Annotated in this window: 16 protein-coding genes; 7 read left to right on the top strand and 9 right to left on the bottom strand. The window is 42.3% G+C overall.

What is annotated here, in order from left to right; all coding sequences use genetic code 11:
- Positions 1–195 precede the first annotated feature (195 nt).
- Positions 196–879 (top strand): SOS response-associated peptidase, encoded by a 684-nt coding sequence (locus A3EU_RS0119385; RefSeq protein ID WP_020537858.1) that lies wholly within the window; start codon positions 196–198, stop codon positions 877–879.
- Positions 880–987: 108 nt separating this feature from the next.
- A complete protein-coding gene (porZ, locus tag A3EU_RS0119380; protein ID WP_169433375.1) occupies positions 988–3,348 on the top strand; it encodes a type IX secretion system anionic LPS delivery protein PorZ in 2,361 nt (786 codons plus the stop codon).
- A 28-nt stretch (positions 3,349–3,376) separates the two neighbouring features.
- Here porZ and dtd read toward each other — a convergent pair whose 3' ends face one another.
- The gene (gene dtd, locus A3EU_RS0119375; protein WP_020537856.1) at positions 3,377–3,829 is read right to left on the bottom strand and encodes a D-aminoacyl-tRNA deacylase; all 453 of its coding nucleotides are present in this window, start codon (positions 3,827–3,829) and stop codon (positions 3,377–3,379) included.
- Between the two features lie 118 nt (positions 3,830–3,947).
- On the opposite strand from dtd, the gene A3EU_RS0119370 reads away from it, so the two are divergent.
- A complete protein-coding gene (locus A3EU_RS0119370) occupies positions 3,948–4,418 on the top strand; it encodes a DinB family protein (RefSeq protein ID WP_020537855.1) in 471 nt (156 codons plus the stop codon).
- A gap of 3 nt (positions 4,419–4,421) precedes the next feature.
- Here A3EU_RS0119370 and A3EU_RS0119365 read toward each other — a convergent pair whose 3' ends face one another.
- A complete protein-coding gene (locus A3EU_RS0119365; protein WP_020537854.1) occupies positions 4,422–5,564 on the bottom strand; it encodes an ATP-binding protein in 1,143 nt (380 codons plus the stop codon).
- A gap of 242 nt (positions 5,565–5,806) precedes the next feature.
- Between A3EU_RS0119365 and A3EU_RS34600 the strand changes: the two genes are divergently transcribed.
- Positions 5,807–5,947 carry a hypothetical protein gene (locus A3EU_RS34600; RefSeq protein WP_020537853.1) on the top strand — a complete coding sequence of 47 codons (141 nt, stop codon included), beginning with the start codon at positions 5,807–5,809 and terminating at the stop codon, positions 5,945–5,947.
- A gap of 78 nt (positions 5,948–6,025) precedes the next feature.
- On the opposite strand, the gene A3EU_RS0119355 is transcribed toward A3EU_RS34600, so the two are convergent.
- Together A3EU_RS0119355 and A3EU_RS0119350 are read right to left on the bottom strand one after the other, a co-directional pair.
- Complete coding sequence (locus A3EU_RS0119355) at positions 6,026–7,273, bottom strand: aminotransferase class I/II-fold pyridoxal phosphate-dependent enzyme (RefSeq protein ID WP_020537852.1); 1,248 nt, start codon at positions 7,271–7,273, stop codon at positions 6,026–6,028.
- Positions 7,274–7,378: 105 nt separating this feature from the next.
- Positions 7,379–8,482 (bottom strand): diphosphomevalonate decarboxylase, encoded by a 1,104-nt coding sequence (locus A3EU_RS0119350; protein ID WP_020537851.1) that lies wholly within the window; start codon positions 8,480–8,482, stop codon positions 7,379–7,381.
- A 291-nt stretch (positions 8,483–8,773) separates the two neighbouring features.
- On the opposite strand from A3EU_RS0119350, the gene A3EU_RS0119345 reads away from it, so the two are divergent.
- The 3 genes from A3EU_RS0119345 to A3EU_RS0119335 are packed head-to-tail and all read left to right on the top strand — an operon-like array spanning position 8,774 to position 10,338.
- Positions 8,774–8,983: a helix-turn-helix domain-containing protein gene (locus A3EU_RS0119345; protein ID WP_020537850.1), complete on the top strand. Its 210-nt coding sequence runs from the start codon at positions 8,774–8,776 to the stop codon at positions 8,981–8,983.
- A 1-nt stretch (position 8,984) separates the two neighbouring features.
- The gene (locus tag A3EU_RS0119340; RefSeq protein ID WP_020537849.1) at positions 8,985–9,314 is read left to right on the top strand and encodes a HipA N-terminal domain-containing protein; all 330 of its coding nucleotides are present in this window, start codon (positions 8,985–8,987) and stop codon (positions 9,312–9,314) included.
- Between the two features lies 1 nt (position 9,315).
- Complete coding sequence (locus tag A3EU_RS0119335; RefSeq protein WP_020537848.1) at positions 9,316–10,338, top strand: HipA domain-containing protein; 1,023 nt, start codon at positions 9,316–9,318, stop codon at positions 10,336–10,338.
- Between the two features lie 132 nt (positions 10,339–10,470).
- Here A3EU_RS0119335 and A3EU_RS0119330 read toward each other — a convergent pair whose 3' ends face one another.
- The 5 genes from A3EU_RS0119330 to A3EU_RS35050 form a co-directional block, all read right to left on the bottom strand.
- Complete coding sequence (locus A3EU_RS0119330) at positions 10,471–12,807, bottom strand: M1 family metallopeptidase (protein ID WP_020537847.1); 2,337 nt, start codon at positions 12,805–12,807, stop codon at positions 10,471–10,473.
- Between the two features lie 220 nt (positions 12,808–13,027).
- Positions 13,028–14,362: a threonine synthase gene (thrC, locus tag A3EU_RS0119325; RefSeq protein ID WP_020537846.1), complete on the bottom strand. Its 1,335-nt coding sequence runs from the start codon at positions 14,360–14,362 to the stop codon at positions 13,028–13,030.
- An 18-nt stretch (positions 14,363–14,380) separates the two neighbouring features.
- Positions 14,381–15,322, bottom strand: coding sequence for a homoserine kinase (locus A3EU_RS0119320; RefSeq protein ID WP_020537845.1), 942 nt, complete (start codon positions 15,320–15,322; stop codon positions 14,381–14,383).
- A gap of 36 nt (positions 15,323–15,358) precedes the next feature.
- Positions 15,359–16,978 (bottom strand): bifunctional aspartate kinase/homoserine dehydrogenase I, encoded by a 1,620-nt coding sequence (gene thrA, locus A3EU_RS31115; RefSeq protein WP_245569379.1) that lies wholly within the window; start codon positions 16,976–16,978, stop codon positions 15,359–15,361.
- Positions 16,923–17,819: an aspartate kinase gene (locus A3EU_RS35050; RefSeq protein ID WP_245569377.1), complete on the bottom strand. Its 897-nt coding sequence runs from the start codon at positions 17,817–17,819 to the stop codon at positions 16,923–16,925. The genes thrA and A3EU_RS35050 overlap by 56 nt, the downstream gene beginning before the upstream one ends.
- Positions 17,820–17,915: the final 96 nt, after the last annotated feature.

The following is a 17,915-nucleotide window of genomic DNA, read 5'->3' as shown; positions in this document are numbered from 1 at the left end:
AGTCTGTTAGTAGATGTTTATAAATCGACGGTAATCCCCAGAACTCTCCACAGCTTGTGTTGAAAACTGATTTGCTTAACTGCTTGTTTTTTATGTACTTAATGGTTTGTGAAAAAGTCAATTGTGGAAAACTTTGACGGGCTATTTTGCATGTTTTTGTTTCTGTGTAGTTATTAATAATTATAAAATTTTGGCATGTGTGGTAGATATTCACAAGTTTATACGGTAGCACAAGTAGAGCAACAATTACAGATTTCTTTGGTTGGGAGTTCTGAAATTATTCCCAACTATAATCTGGCTCCTACACAAGAAGCTATTGTTATTCTCAACCAAGCTCCTCATCAATTACAGGCAATACGCTGGGGGCTAATTCCTTATTGGTCCAAAGATATACAGCAAGGAGCAAGGTTGATCAATGCGCGTAGCGAAAGCATAGTTACAAAACCTTCCTTTAGAATTCCTATTCGGCAACGACGTTGTTTAGTGATCGCGGATAGTTTTTACGAATGGCGCCGATCGGGGCAGCAAAAATTGCCTTACCGTATATTAAGGAGTAATGACGAGCTGCTGGTCATGGCGGGGATTTGGGATGTTGCTAAAATTAATAACGAAGAGTACCGCACTTTTTCTATTATCACCACTGCTCCTAATAAAGAGATGGAAGGTATTCATAACCGTATGCCGGTTTTACTCCTTGGGCAAGATGAACAACAAGCTTGGCTGCGTGACCAAGCCCTGGAGGATACTTTAGCATTGTTAAAAACACCTCCCAATGATGTATTGAAGCATTATCGAGTGAGCCAAAGGGTGAACAGCGTAAGGAGTAATGGCTCCGAGTTGCACCAACTGGTAAATGACGATCCACTGACCTTGTTTTAATACCTGACTTTTTATTGTCGCTAGTCTAACTTAAGATGCTAATTTTAGCCTTTTAAGCAATACATTTCCAGGCTTACTGGTTTACCTTTTGAACAGATGTATAATTTTATGAAACCTCAGCTACTACTCGCTTTCTTCCTTTTACCACTTCTTGCCTTCAGCCAAAACATTTTACCCATTGGAGAATGGCGAGCGCATCCACCCAAGCGGGTTGGGTTATCAGTCACGCAAAGTGCTGATCAGATTTTTTATACTACGCGTGCTGCTTTGATGATCCTGGATAAAGACGAGATTGCACCTAAGTTTAAGACCACAGTTGACGGTCTTACGGGCGTAGACTTTCGGATGATTAGGTTTCATGAACCGAGTGGAAAATTAATTATCGTTTACGATGACGGGATTATCGATTTATACGATGAAGGTGAGATTGTAACGGTACGATCTATTAAGAATTTCACGAATATTACGGGAGAGAAAACGATCAACGATATTTTTGAATACGATGCTAACACACTCTTCCTGGCAGGTAGTTACGGCGTTTCTGCTTTTCGTGTGGATAATGGTTCTTTTCCGTTTACCACTTTTATGGGAGAGGCAAACGTTCTTTCCGTAGCTGTTTTTGAAGGTAATATTTACGCAGGCACGGGCGAAGGAATTTATCAGACCCCTGTTAGTAACCCTACTGCGGATGACTTTAGCACCTGGAACTTTCTGGGCACAGAGGCCGGTTTTCCTGATGATTACTCTACCAGTGCAATGACGATTTATGAAGGGGAATTGTATCTTGGTATCAACGAAGATATTTATCGCTGGGAAAATGGTGGCCCTGTTCTTTTTTCTGATCAAACCGATAATTACGGGTTAAGGTATTTATCTGCAGAAGGGGAGCACCTTTTAGCGGGATATCGCTGTGTAGATGGTGGTTGTGGCAATGGCCAAGTTCTTTATTTTAAAGCAGATGGAAGTGGTGGAGCCTTGACGCCTGGTTGTATTGGCCGTAGTAATTACGCCATTGAGGATCAGTATGGGCAGGTTTGGTTTGGTGATGAATACATGGGCTTTCGTTGGCTTGACAATACTGCCGATGATTTCTGTAATACGTTTGAAATCAACTCTCCATACAGCCAGAAGGTTTGGGACCTTGAAGTTTACGATGATACACTGTGGCTGGCTGCCGGTGCCCACGAACCCAACCGTACACCGATACCTACAGACCACGGAATGGCTTCTTTGGCCAATGGTGATTGGGAGATTTATAATCGATGGAGCAAGGAAGCTTTTAAAGGTTTTAATACCTCTGACAGTCAGCGAGACGATGATGTTTTTGCCTTGATTGATGTTGTGAAAAATACAACAAATGGAAAGGTGTACGGCGCGTCTTATTATACGGGGCTTATTGAAATAGATGGTGAAAATATTCGCCTTTTTAATGATTCCAATTCTCCATTAAGTAACACCAGCGGAGACGATAGCCGCACGCGAGTGAGTGGTTTGGCTGTAGATGACGAAGGCGGATTATGGGTAAGTAATTATCGCGCATTGGAAGGAAAACCACTCCACCGACTAAACCCTGATGGTACCTGGGTTTCCTTTGCTGAAACTTGTGGACAAAACGATCTCTTTCAGATAGCGATAGACCCAAGTACCAATTACAAGTGGATTATTTCAGGAAGTACAACCTCAGGGGTTTTGCTTTTTGACGAAGGAGAATTAGACAATCCTAATGATGATCGCTGCCGCTCGTTTACTGCCAACAACTCAAATGTTCCCACTAACGAAACCAACTGTTTGGCCATTGATCAGGATGGTGATGTATGGGTGGGTACCAATCAAGGTATCGTGATCTTCGAATGTGGAAGTGCTGCTTTTGACGACAACTGCCAAGGTTCTTTGCGAACCGTAGACTTGGACGGCTTTCTGGAATATCTTTTTAAAACTCAAACGGTTCAGGCGATTGCCGTTGATGGTGCCAACCGTAAATGGGTAGGAACGACCAACGGCGCTTATCTACTTTCACCAGATGGGAAAGAAGAATTGATTCACTTCACCAAAGATGACTCTCCTCTTTTAGACAACTCTATCCGTACGATTGCGATCAATGACCGAACAGGAGAGGTGTTTTTTGGTACAGACGAAGGGGTAATTTCTTATCAAGGAGATGCCATTGTAGGTACTCGACTTAATAATGCCGAACCTACCGTTTTCCCGAATCCTGTACGGCCCGAATATGATGGACCGATAACAGTGCGAGGCTTGGCAGTTAATGCCAATGTTAAGATTACGGATGTTAATGGCAAGCTGGTTTACGAAACGGAAGCACTAGGTGGACAGGCTGTTTGGGATGGCCGCGACTACAATGGCCGCCGGGTGCAAACGGGTGTTTATTTAGTATTCAGTACCACCAACCCCCGTGAGGCCGGATTGGCTCAACCCGATGCGGTTGTGACGAAAATTTTGTTTGTGAACTAAAACGGCACTATGTATTTTCGTGCTGTTCCTATTCTCTGTTTTTGGAATCAATCCAAATAGTAACCGGCCCATCATTGAGCAGGCGGACTTTCATGTCTGAACCAAATTCTCCTGTTCCGACGGGTTGCCCTAGTGCAACGCTGAGCCGATCGACAAACTGTTCGTAAAGAGGAATAGCTACTTCTGGGCGAGCTGCTTTTATATAACTCGGGCGATTGCCTTTTTTTGTACTCGCCTGAAGGGTGAACTGGCTAATGACAAGAATCTGCCCTTGTGTATCAAGAACCGAAAGGTTCATTTTTCCTTCTTCATCGCTAAAGATTCGTAGCTGTATTATTTTTTTGCAAAGCCAGTCGATATCTTCGACAGCGTCTTCGTTTTCTATACCTAATAAGACTAGTAAGCCCGGGCCAATGGCTGATTTTACGTTCCCTTCAATCGTAACGGAAGCTTCGGTGACACGCTGGATAAGTACTCGCATATGTAGAGGTGTGCTTTTTATGTTCACAAAAATATGAATCCTTAAGTAGTTTGTTAACTTTGACTAGGCATTATGTAGAATAGCGTCTACCATCATTTTCACTCCTTTAATCAGGCTTATGACTATTGCTAACTTTGAATTTATACTGAAAAGCACACAGCAAACGAGGGCAAATATGCTGAGCCTATTGAAGCCCCTACAGCTGGATGAGCTTAATAAAATTCCCGATGGTTTTCGGAATAACCTGGTATGGAATTTTGGTCATGTTATTGTTACCCAACAATTATTATGTTATGGCCTTTCGGGCTTAAAACCTTTGGTGGATCAATCAATGGTAGAAGCTTATCGCAAAGGAAGTGCTCCGCAGGGGAGCGTAAGTCAAGAAACATTTACGGAGTTTATCCAGCTTAGTGAAGAAACCTTGGTGAAATTTCAGCACGATTATGCGCAGGGAATTTTTGAAAATTTCAAGCTTTATCCTACGAGCTTTGGCATTGAATTAAGCAGAGTTGAAGAGGCTTTCCAGTTTAATCTAGCCCACGAAGCCATGCACCTGGGAACAATGATGGCGATGCGTAAGCTGGTGTAAACATCACTCCTGGGTGGTTGAATTCAAGAAAACCTGATAGTTTTCCGGAGAGATGACATTGAATATTGTGTCTGGGTAAGCATTGCTAAAAGTACGAGGCATACGTGCTTTTTTCTTGCTATTCCATTTGAATTCATAGGCATATAGCTGGCCATCGTATTCTTCAATATAATCGATTTCTTGTTGCTGAGTAGTACGCCAGAAATAACTATGTCCATAAAATTGGTGATAGCTATTGTACTTCAATCGTTCACTAATTAGAAAATTTTCCCAAAGACCTCCTACGTCATTACGTTGGGATAATGGTCGGAAATCACCCATAATGGCATTTCTAATTCCACAATCATAAAAATAAAATTTACGACTTTTCTTAAGCTCTGTCCTTATATTTTTACTGTAAGCTCCCAGCCGAAAAATAATAAAGGCTTTTTCCAATAGAGTAATGTACCGCTGAACGGTTGCCTTGTCGCTACCAACAATTTCGGCCAATTTGTTGTAGGTACTCTCTGAACCAATTTGTGATGCTAGTGCTTTCAAGAGTTTGTCAATCAGTTCAGGCTTACGCAAATCCTGAAACGTGAAAATATCTTTGTATAAATAACTATTAGCAAGTTGTAAAAGAACTTCTCGTTCATTTCCTGCTTGCGTTATTACTTCGGGGTACATGCCAAAAAGTAGCCTGGACTCTATGTCTCGCTCCTCTGTAAATCCACCATGATAAAGGATCATTTCCTCTGTTGAAATAGGAAGCATTAGGTACTCCCACTTCCTTCCTGTTAAAGGTTCATTTATTTCGTTAGCCAACTCGAATGCAGAAGAACCACTTACTAGGAGTTGTACATTTGGAATTTGATCAGTAATAACCTTCAAGGTCAAGCCGATATTCTTTACCCTCTGTGCTTCATCAATAAGTACGAGTTTTGCAGGTCCTATAATATTTCGAAGGTTTGGAAGTGTCTGTACTTCCAGTCGCATCTTTACTGCCAAATCATCACAATCTAGATGTAATGTGGGTTGGTCAAAGGTTGCTGCTATTCTTTTTAGCAAAGTAGATTTACCAACTTGGCGGGGCCCTAGTATAAGAATTGCTTTTCCTGTACCTAGTTTGTTTTTTATGGTATTATGAAGTACACGATCAATATGCATGATTGTACATTTAGGGATTGTAATCCCCTAATATACGTATATTTAGGGATTGTAATCCCCCAATATACGTATATTTAGGGATTGTAATCCCTGAATATGTATTTTTATTACTCTTTTCCACAATATTTTAAAGTCCCTCTTGATAAGAAAGTTCTTTAATCACCAATAGAATATCCGGAAAAGTGATCATTATAGTGGTGGGAAATGGAAGGATTTTATGGTGCAAGTGGTGAACGATAGACATGAAAAGTTACTACTCTTTTCCATTTTTTCAACTGGCCAAAGACAAAGCACTAGTGCTTTGGGCGCCCAAGTCTATTACCATTTTAGAAAAGCAATTCAAGGCCAGTCTTGAATACGAAATGGTACTATTTCTGATTTGAAAAAAGCGTAGGGGACTAACAAAAAAAAACGGCCTGCATCATTTAAGTTGCAGACCGTTTAAATTTTTAAGACCGAAATTAATCGTCCGTTATCATTGCACCTTCTTTTGCATAAACACCATCCTCCAGTTTGGTACGGATAGCTTTAAATGCTTCAAGTGTGATGTGGATATCTTCGTCGGTATGAGATGAAGTAGGAATCAAACGAAGAATCATCTGTCCTTTTGGTATAACCGGGTAGACGACAATGGAGCAGAAGATGCTAAAGTTTTCGCGCAAGTCATGTACGAGCGCAAGTGCTTCCCCAACAGTGCCTTTCATATAAACCGGTGTAACACAGGCTCCTGTATTACCAATGTTGAAACCAGCATCTTTCAATCCTTTTTGTAGAAGGTTGACATTGTGCCATAGTTTCTCCCGTAGCTCAGGCATAGTACGCAACAATTCGTAGCGTTTTAATGCGCCAATAACCATAGGCATCGGTAATGATTTAGCATAAATTTGGGAGCGCAAGTTATAGCGCAGGTAATTCATAATATCAGCATCACCTGCTGCAAACGCACCAATACCCGCCATAGATTTAGCGAAAGTACTGAAGTACACATCGATCTCATCCTGTACACCTTGTGCTTCACCAGCGCCGGCACCAGTTTTTCCAAGTGTACCGTAACCATGAGCATCATCGACAAGTAGACGGAACTCGAATTGGTCACGAGTGGCTACGATTTCCTTTAGGATACCTTGCTCGCCACGCATTCCGAATACACCTTCCGTAATGACCAGGATACCACCGCCTGTTTCAGCAGCTTTGGCGGTAGCTTTTTCCATTTGCTTCTTGAAGCTATCAATGTCATTGTGCTCAAAAGCAAAACGAGGGCCAATGTGCATCCGCACACCATCGTAGATACAAGCATGATCGTCTTTGTCATAAACCACTACATCCCGACGGGTCAGTAGTGCATCTACGATTGACATGATTCCCTGGTAACCAAAGTTAAGGAGAAGGCCTTCTTCTTTTTGTACGTGGCTAGCAAGTTTTTGCTCTAGCTCTTCGTGGTATTTGGTTTCTCCAGACATCATCCGGCTACCCATTGGGTAAGCCATTCCCCAGTCCTTCGCCGCGTCGGCATCTGCCTTACGTACTTCTGGGTGGTTGCCCAAACCGAGATAATTATTAACACTCCAGACAATGACTTCTTTGCCCTGGAATTTCATTCGACTAGCCAATTCTCCTTCCAGTTTTGGGAAAGTATAGTAGCCGTGAGCAAAATCGGAATATTTACCGAGAGGGCCCGGATCTGATTTAATCTTTGCAAATAAATCCATAAGACGCACTTTTTTGAACCGCGCGAAAATGGTCTTCGTGCTGGTTCTTTTAATTAGGATTAAGCTGCAAAGATAAGATTTAGTAGGGAATTAGAAACAGCTGGTTTAGTTTGGATTTAAATCAGCCTCCAACTCCTCCGGCCCCGCTCCACATCGATCTGCAATGTAGATGCCATCCTGGCAAAGAGGAGTGAGTTCACTACGGATAAATGTTTTTACTTCGGTGGCAATATTATCAGGATAAAGCAAATGCAAATTAGGCCCAGCGTCTAGTGTGAAATACAAAGGATGCCCAGTTTCAGCACGGTAAGCTTGTACTTTGCGAATAGCGGCAATACTATTGGGTTCCATCAAAAGGTAGGGAGGGTTCGATGTCATCATCAGTGCATGCAAGGTCAATGCTTCTGCTTCTGTAATTTTTCCGAAAGTTTCTAGATCACCTGCTCGCATCGCTGCTGTTAAATTATCCATACGCTGGCGTGCTTGTAGGTAACGATTATCAGCATAAAGATTACCTTCCATCAAGTTATGTCCGGCGCCGCTACTAACACTTTTTTCTGCTTTACTGATAATGAGAATATCATCGTGGTACGTTTCGAAAATATCGTGTACCTGATCTGCATAAGGTATCGCATAAAGGTTGGAAGCTCGCGGGATTTCTCCGGCTTCTCCCCATACTGCTACATGTGGATAAACAGAACGGCAAGCACTACCAGATCCTAAACGTGCGAGGTAGGATGCTTTTTGATAAAAGGTTTCTGAATCCGAGAGTGAATCAAAAAAGCGCTTTTCCATACTACATAAGATCAATGCAATGGCACTCATCGCGGAAGCTGAAGATGCTATTCCTGCCGAGTGGGGAAAGCTGTTATTGGTATCAATACGCAAATGTAGTTGCCCGAGAAAAGGAAAAATAGGCAACAATATTTTTAGATACTTTTCTACTCTAAGAGAAAAATCAGGCCGCGATTCTCCTGCAAAATAGAAGTCTAGGTCTATTTCTTTATCGCTTTGCTTCGCACTATAACTTAAGGTGGTATCCGTCGCTGCTTGTGAAAGTGTCAAACTTATCGAAGGATTACGAGGGAGTTGTTGGCCATATTTTCCCCAGTACTTAATTAAGGCAATATTGCTTGGGCTGCGCCAACGCACTTTACCGGGAGTAAGCTGACTACTATCAATGATGAATTTCGGATTCTTATAGTCCATGGTCGTTGTTTTTCAATTCCAAAGATAGAGACAATCCCTTTGACATTATGTTTATACTTTTTCAGCAATAGTGCGAATTGTTATTTATGAAATTAATTATCGTAGCATAGTGTGATTTTTAATTTTGGAGTATCCTTAGTACTATAATATCCTTAAAAATCACACTCTAGTGTGATTTGGGGTTGTGTTATAGAATCTACAACAGTTTTATTGTATGAAATCACATGATAGGGTGATTTTAGTTGCATTGTTGGCTAGATTTACCTAAATTAATTAAAAAATCACATTATAGTGTTAGTTAAAGATATAGGTGGGCAAATCAAGGAGAGAAGGAAGCTTCTGGGGCTTACGCAACCCGACTTGGCAGAGTTAGCTGATGTGAGCGTAAATACGCTTTATAAATTGGAGCGGGGACAAAATAACCCTACACTTGATATTCTGGATCGTATTCTGAAAGTGCTAGGTCTGGAAATACATTTACAAATAAGGCAACTAAAGTAAAATGAGAAAGGGAGAAGTCTACCGCAATGGAGAACACTTGGGGACACTTACGGAGGAAGCACGTGGTCACTATCATTTTATTTATAGCCCAGCTTGGGTAAGTGACCCTACCAAGCCAGCCGTTAGTTTGCGATTGCCCAAACAAGAAGAGGCTTACGAAAGTGAAGTGCTTTTTCCATTTTTTTTCAATATGCTCAGCGAAGGAGTAAACCGTAAGCTGCAAAGCCGGCAATTGAAAATTGATGAAGATGACCATTTCGGATTGTTACTGGCTACTGCTGCTTATGATACGATAGGGGCAATAACAATTAGGGAAGCAGAAAAGGAGTAATATGGAAGTATTAAAAAATTGCCCAGGCACTTTAGCAGAGGGATATCACAGCTATAGTCCGTCAGCTCTACGAAAGCTTTTTGATGGTAAAAAAGTCAACCCTGTTTTACCTTTTTCTCCGCCTCAGTTGAGCGAAGAGACTGCCGCTGCTTTTGTCCAAAATAGAAAGCATTTATCGGTGTCTGGTGTTCAGGAAAAATTGAGCATGGTGTTGGATGGTAAAGAATTACGCCTGGCCAATGAAGAAGAGCAAGGCGCTTACATATTGAAACCTGTTCCACGGGATCTGAAAAAAGTTGAGCAGGCTCCTATGAATGAACATCTCACCATGCAGCTGGCCGAGCAAGTATATGGTATAAATACAGCGGCCAATGGTTTGGTCTTTTTTGCCGATGGGACTCCAGCTTATCTCACTCGTCGATTTGACTTAGGTAAAGGTGGTCATAAATGGGGGAGTGAAGATTTTGCTTCCCTGGCAGGAAGAACCAGTGAGAATGGAGGGGCCAATTTTAAGTACGATTATAGCTACGAGGCATTGGGGGAATTACTGCGGCAGTTCCTGCCTGCTTGGCGGGTAGAAATAGAGAAGCTATTTCAGCTACTTGTTTTCAATTATCTTTTTTCGAATGGAGATGCTCATTTGAAAAATTTCTCTGTATTGGAAACTCTTCAGGGGGATTACTTGATGAGTCCGGCTTACGATCTACTCAATACACGTATCCATGTAGACGATTCTGACTTTGCTTTGAGTAAGGGCTTATTCGAAGACGAATTCAAATCGGAGGTGTGGAAGAAGCAAGGGCACGCTGCTTATGATGATTTTGTAGAACTTGGTAACCGTTGGGAGATGCGCCCTAAACGGATAGAGAAATTATTGCAGTCGTTTGTTCAACGACAAGAGCAAGTCGAGAAATTGGTAGCACAATCTTTTTTGGACGCACCCACACAAAGAGGGTATTTGCAAGCTTATCGTACTCGCAGGAATTTTCTAAAAAAAGGATCGCCCCACGACGACAAGTCGTAGGGCGATAAATGGGGGGATTCTTTAAGGGATGAGGGAATAAATAATCTACGCAAGGAAAATCTGATGATGGATAAAGCAAAACTTGTAGGAAGATGTGTAGATTGTTTTTTGCGAACTCCCTAAGCCAGTATTTTAGTTAGAGCCTTCTGCTGCTTTTGCTCGCTGGTCTCTCTGCATCGGATTTTCCCGGCTGCCACGATTGCTTCTTCTGTACAGCTCAAAGCGGTTCATTTCTTGGCGGGGAGGGAAGTAGTTGTTGGTGCGATCGGTGTCTGCTGTTTCGAGGTAGGGGTCGATAACAATTGAACTCACTTCTTTTTCTGTAACTAAGACTTTAGTTACCTGTTCGTTGTTCCGTCTCCATATCTCAGCAGGGATATAGTGATCTTCATTACTACCATCTGCAAATTGTAGCTGGATGATAATAGGCATAATTAGACCACCTTCATTTTTGAAGGTCATTTCATAATAATTACGACCATCTTCTAATGCTGCTTTTTCGTCGTCAGAAAGAGAAGCGTATAGTTTTTCGTAATCATCCTTGTCTAGTATACTTACTGCGAGAGGATCGTATTCGGTATAAAAGTCACGTAGGGTAGTATCAATTTCGTCTTGCGTCTTAGCGATTTCTTTTTCGTTACGGATGCTGCCAATACGACGAGGGCCGTCTTCTTGCTGTTGCCTGATTAATGCATTCTCTACATCTGGGTTCTGCGTATTGATCTGGTACCACTTTACATCGGTAAGTGCGATGTCTACATTGTCGGTAGTGAAGAACCACCCACGCCAAAACCAATCAAGATCTATTGCTGAGGCATCTTCCATTGTACGGAAAAAGTCATCAGGGGATGGGTGCTTGAATTGCCAACGCCGCGCGTATTCTTTGAAGGAATAATCAAAGAGCTCACGGCCCATGATGGTTTCTCTTAAAATATTTAGTGCAGTTGCTGGCTTACCATAGGCATTGTTGCCAAACTGTAGAATCGATTCTGAATTAGTCATGATCGGAGAAATACCTTCTTTATCACCGGCCATGTAGGAAACGATGTTTTTGGCTGGCCCACGGCGACTTGGATAATCTCTTTCCCATTGTTGCTCCGTTAGGTATTGTAAGAAAGAATTTAATCCTTCATCCATCCAGGTCCATTGTCTCTCATCTGAGTTGACGATCATTGGGAAGTAGTTGTGGCCTACTTCGTGAATGATCACGCCAATCATGCCATACTTGGTTCTTTCAGAATAGGTGCCATCTTTCTCAGGTCGACCAAAGTTGAAGCAGATCATAGGGTACTCCATACCAATACTTGCTGCATGGATCGACCAAGCAACAGGGTAGGGGTAGGCAAAAGTATAATGGCTGTACCATTTTAAAGTATGAGCAACGACCTTGGTCGAGTAGCGTTCCCATAATGGGTTGCCTTCCTTTGGGTACATGGACATTGCCATAACAACAGAACCATCCTCTTGGTCTACACCCATGGCATCCCAGATGAATTTCCGGGAAGAAGCAAATGCAAAATCACGTACATTCTCTGCCTTAAAGTGCCAGGTACTGGATGTGGTTGCTTTTTCTTTTTCATTTTCAATCGCTTCCTCTTCTGTGACAATAATGACAGGTGTTTCTCTTTCTTTTTTTGCTTGGGCAAAACGATCTTGTTCAGTTTTTGTCAGTACATCTTTTGCATTTTGCAGCACTCCGGTGGCTGCTATTTTGTGGTCCGAAGGTACAGTGATCTTTACATCATAATTGCCAAACGGGAGTGTGAATTCCCCACCGCCTAAAAATTGCTTGTTTTGCCATCCTTCATTGTCGCTATATACAGCCATGCGAGGAAAGAATTGAGCAATGGTATAAAGGTAGTTTTCGTCTTCTTCGAAGTATTCATAACCAGAACGACCACCCATTGTCATCCTGTTATTGATGTTGTACCACCACTTTATCTTTAATGTAGCCTTTGCGCCTGGTGCCAAAGGAGTGGCTAAGTCTACACGCATCATTGTTTTTACAATAGTGTAGTCAAGATTTTTGTTGTTTCCATCGCGGACATATTCTAGTTTAAAGCCACCATCGAAGGTGGGTTCAAGGCTATTGAGTCCTCTTAAACTCATACGGTCATCAATGTTAGAGGTACGTGCTTTGTAAGTGTCCGAATCTTTGGCACGCATGTTTTGATCTAGCTGAACCCATAAGTAGGAGAGTGCATCAGGAGAGTTGTTGGTGTAAGTGATTGTTTCGTCACCATATACTCTTTGAGTATCATCCTCTAAGCGGATGTTCATTACGTAGTCCGCTTGCTGCTGCCAGTATTTGTGTCCAGGTGCTCCAGATGCAGTTCTGTAAACATTAGGAGTGGCAAGTTCTTGATAGAGTTGTTTGAATTTACTCTGGTTGTAGCGCTTGTCTTGAGCGCTGATTTCATGCCCAAAAAGGCATAGCGTGAATAGAATAAGTAGAGACTTTGCTTTCATTATAGCGTTTTTTATGCGTGCATAAAGGTAAAGACTGAGTCGTTGATAGCGGTGTTCCACGTGGAACATTGCTATCAAATGTGCTCAAATAGAAGTGAATTTTAGGCGATTTGGTTTAAAGATCGACGGCATTTTTACGGTAATGTTCCACGTGGAACATCAAAAAAGCCTCACTTGGGTGATAGTCCAAGTAAGGCTTTTGTCAAATAGAGGTTTGTTTTTACAGGTTCTCAATTAACCATGTTCTAAAGCTAGTGTAGTCGATGGACATAGATGTAGCTTCTTTTACACGGTCACTAAGAGCTAGCAGTCTTTCCGGGACCGGAATTTCTTTGCCTATTACTCGATCCATGTCTTCTTTGAATTTTGCTGGATGGGCAGTTTCCAGAACAATACCCTTAGTGTTTGGGTGTTGTTTTTGGTAGGCGTCAAGCGCTAAGTAACCCACTGCGCCGTGTGGGTCGATGAGGTAATTGTAGGTGTCAAAGATGTATTTGACGGCTTGTTCTGTCTCTTGATCGTTAAAGGAAAAGCCAGAAATTAGCTTATTCATGCCTTCCCATATACCTTGGTCAGAAGGTATTCCTTTACCTTTTGCAGCGGAAAAAATATCAACCATTCTTGCAAAATTACTAGGGTTACCTACATCCATTGCGTTTGATAGCGTACGGATAGATGGTCGTGGTTGATAATCTCCGTCTTGTAAATAGGAGGGGACTACATCATTCCTGTTGGTTGCAGCAATGAATTGATGGACAGGAAGTCCCATTTTGTAGGCTAGTAATCCTGCGGTGAGGTTACCGAAATTACCAGAAGGAATACAGAAAACGATATCCTCTGTTGTTTTCTGGACTTGCTTGTATGCTTCGAAGTAATAAAAAGACTGAGGGACTAGCCTGGAAATATTGATGGAGTTAGCTGAACTGATTCTAGTTTTACTCCGTAACTCCTGGTCAAGGAAGGCTTGCTTAACCAAAGCTTGGCAATCATCAAAGGTGCCATCTACTTCTAAAGCTGTGATGTTGTGTCCTAATGTGGTAAGTTGCTTTTCTTGTAGGGCACTTACTTTTCCGCTAGGGTAGAGGATAACGACCCGTATGCCCGGCGTTTTATGAAAACCAGCTGCTACTGCTCCACCCGTGTCACCAGATGTGGCAACTAAAATAGTTAGCTCTTGGTCTTCTCCTCTGTTGAAGTAACTCATGAGCTGGGCCATGAAGCGTGCGCCAAAATCTTTGAAGGCCAGAGATGGACCATGAAATAATTCTAAAATATACTTTTGATCATCTAATTGAACAATAGGTGCAGGGAAGTTAATCGCCTTGTCGATGATCTCTTTCAGGTCTTGGTCAGGGATTGCTCCTTGAAAAAGGGTCTTGGAGATATGAAAACCAATCTCTGAAAAACTAAGATGAGACAGATTGTCAAGTATGCTTTGGGGGAGTCGAGGAATGTCATTGGGCATGAACAAACCATTGTCCTCTGGAAGTCCTTGGAAAACGGCTTGCTTTAAATCGACTTGGATGTCTCTGTTTTTGGTACTGTATAGTTGCATGGAATCTTTTTTAGAATACTAAATACGAATAGCTCCTTCCTTATTGATAGGAGAGGGGTAGGCATTAGCTTTAATGCCGTGGTTTTCAAATGTACGCTGCATTGCTTTGGCTATGATTTGGGCATTCGCTTTGCCTCGGCATAAGGCAAACATACTTGGACCAGCACCTGAAATACTTGCACCAAGTGCACCGTTGTCTAATGCCGCTTTCTTTACATCAGCAAAAGCAGGAATCAATTGTGCTCGCTGTGGCTCAATAATAACATCGTGTAGTGATCGACCAATCAAAGCGTAGTCTTGTTCATATAACCCGGTGATGAGCCCACCTAGGTTCCCATTCTGTTCTATATGTTGAGCAAGACTGAGCTGGTCGCTTAGTACTTCACGGGCATCCTTTGTTAATACTTCAACATAAGGATAGACCACGGCTGCATACAAATCTTCAGGAGCAGGGAGTTGATGAACATCCAGGCTCTGATTGTCACGAATAAAAAGAATTCCCCCTAATAAGGATGGGCCAACATTGTCAGCATGGTAGGCGCCATCAGCAATCTGTTCGCCTGCAACAGCAAAAGGTAGAAGTTCCGTTTTACTCAATGGTTGGCCGAGTAGTTCATTTACGGCGAAAACGCCGGCTGCTGCACTAGCTGCACTAGAGCCTAGCCCACTTCCAAAAGGCATCTTCTTGTGGATTTCCATTTCGATGCCTGTCTCTTCTATTCCCAAATGGACAAGAAGTTGAAGCGCACCAAACCCCGCTGTGTTTTTTGCAGGGTCAAGAGGTAGTACCTTTTCGCCGGTTCCTGTAATTTTTGAAATTACTAAACCTGGTTGTTCTCGTTTTTTTACGACTACTTCATCACCAGGGCCATAAATGGCAAAACCAAGGATATCAAAGCCTACCGCGACGTTCGCTACGGTTGCTGGAGCAAAAACGCGGATTTCAGAATCAAGTATCATTTTAAAGTTTTACTTCTTTTTATTAAAGCTTTACTTTTAAAAAAGAAATTTTCCAATAGAAATTATCTCTGCAAAAACACCTGCCGCTGTAACCTCTGCTCCTGCACCAGGCCCGCGCACAACTAAGGGGCGATCTTTATAACGAGCAGTTACAAAAACAATCATGTTGTCACTGCCACTCAAGAAATAAAACGGGCTGTCGGTAGCTACAGCTTTCAATGCGATTTGAGCTTTACCTGTTTCATCCAGGCTGGCAATCATTCTTAGGACTTTGTTGTCTGCTTCGGCGTTAGCTCGTAGTTGTTCAAAATGATTATTGTGAGCTTCAAGTTGAAGGAAAAACTCATCTACACTTTCGGCCTCTTCCACAGCCTTGGGTAAAATAGAGGTGACGGTCACGTCTTCTTTTTCTAGCATCCAACCAGCCTCTCTAGCTAAGATGAGGATTTTACGTCGTACATCCATTCCGCTTAGGTCTGTTCTCGGGTCAGGTTCAGTATAGCCAAGCTGTTTTGCTTCTGCTACGATTTCGCTGAAAGAACGATCTCCTGTGAAATGGTTGAAGATATAGGAAAGCGATCCTGATAAAACTCCCTGGATTTGTAGGATTTCGTCACCACTTCCAATGAGGTCGTTAAGCGTTGAAATAACGGGAAGCCCAGCACCAACATTGGTTTCATACCGGAAGGCTACATCTCGCTTGTTGGCAATTGTCTTTAATCGTTGGTATTGGAGGTAAGAGGACGAAGTAGCGATCTTGTTCGGTGTTGAAATAGAGATGCTATGTTCCAGTATGGATTCATAATAACTCGCCACTTTCTCATTCGCGGTATTGTCAATGAAGATACTGTTAGTGAGATTCATCTCTTTCATCCGCGCGACGAAGATTGGTAGATCGGATGTGTCATTTCCCTCCGCTAAGGTTTCTTGCCAGTACTCTAGGTCAATACCTTCTTTATCAAAAATCATTTTTTTAGAATTGGCTAACCCAATTACCTTTATTTCTAAAGAACGTTTCTCTTTCAGGAATTCGGTTTGCGCCTTGAGCTGCTTGAGTAAGGTGCTGCCTATTAATCCAACACCCACCATAAATAAGTGCAACTCTTGAGTACCACTGAGGAAGAAAGCCTCATGCAGCGCATTGAGTGCTTTGGTTTCGTCACTCTGTGGAATGACAACAGAAATATTTAATTCACTCGACCCTTGAGCAATGGCAATAATATTGATACCGTTCTTGCCCAGCGCCTGGAACAACCTTCCTGATATCCCCGTCCGGTATCGCATGTTCTCACCAATAATAGCAACAACGGATAAGTCTTCTTCTACTTTTACAGGGTCAACAATATTCCTGTCTAGTTCATACTGAAATGCTTCTTCTACCTGGCGCTTAGCTTTGCGGGCAACTTGTGGCTGTACTGCAAAACTTATAGCGTGCTCGCTTGAGCCCTGCGTAATAAGAATGACATTGATACCAGCTTGGGCCAAGGCGCCAAAAAGGCGAGCAGCAATACCAGGGACGCCAAAAAGACCACTGCCAGCAAGTGTGAGTAATGCAACTTGACTTACAGAAGAAATACCTTTCACAGGAGCTCCTTCTGGATCAGACTGGTTGGAAATATAGGTGCCTCGGAAAGAGGGATTGAAAGTGTTTTTTATGAAAAGAGGAATCTGCTTTCGTAAAGCAGGTTGTAGCGTAGGGGGGGTAAATTACCTTGGCACCAAAATGAGACATTTCCATTGCCTCGGCATAGGTCATGTTCTTAATAGTGAAAGCCTTTTTTACTTTTCTTGGGTCAGCAGTGAGTACACCATCTACATCAGTCCAGATTTCAATGACCTTTGCGTTGAGTCCCGCGGCAATTAGTGATGCCGTATAATCTGATCCTCCACGCCCTAAAGTTGTGGTAAGGCCACCCTTAGCGGAAGCGATAAAGCCAGTTACGATTTGCACCTCAGGATGCTCGGCGTAGTACTCGCGAATTTTTTGATAAGTCAGTTCAAAATCTACTTTTGCAGAATTAAACTTCTTATCGGTTTTGATAATTTTCCGTGCATCAAGGTAGGCACTCTTGATACCGGCCTGACGCAAAACAAAAGAAATGATAAAAGAAGAATTACGCTCTCCAAAACTGAGGACGTAATCCATCGTACGAGGCGAAGCTTCCCTCACAAGAAAAATACCGTGCAGCAGGTTTCTCAGCACCTCGTGGTTACGATCAAGTTGGGGGAGTACTTCCTTTTTATATTCGTCAGTGAGTAGTTCCTCTACTGCTTTAGAATGGCGATCGCTAAATTTATCAAATAGATCTTGATAACTCTCGTTGCCCTTAGCAGCTAGTTCACTCATTTTGATGAGCATATCTGTGACCCCACCGAAAGCAGAGAAAACGACAGTAAAGTGTTCTCCTTCAGCGTAATATGATTTTAAAATATCAACAATATTACGAATTCTTTCCGGCTTGGATACGGAAGAGCCACCGAATTTCAGGACCTTCATAGTAAAATGAATTTAGAATAAATGTACCGTCACTGTGAGGTTAAGGCAAGCAGTAATGACGGTTAATATTTGGAAGAATAAATGTATTTAAAATAT

This window comes from Lewinella cohaerens DSM 23179, assembly GCF_000379805.1.
GTDB lineage: Bacteria > Bacteroidota > Bacteroidia > Chitinophagales > Saprospiraceae > Lewinella > Lewinella cohaerens.
The sequence above is the reverse complement of the archived record's forward strand: the minus strand, read 5'-3'. Positions and strand labels throughout refer to the sequence as shown.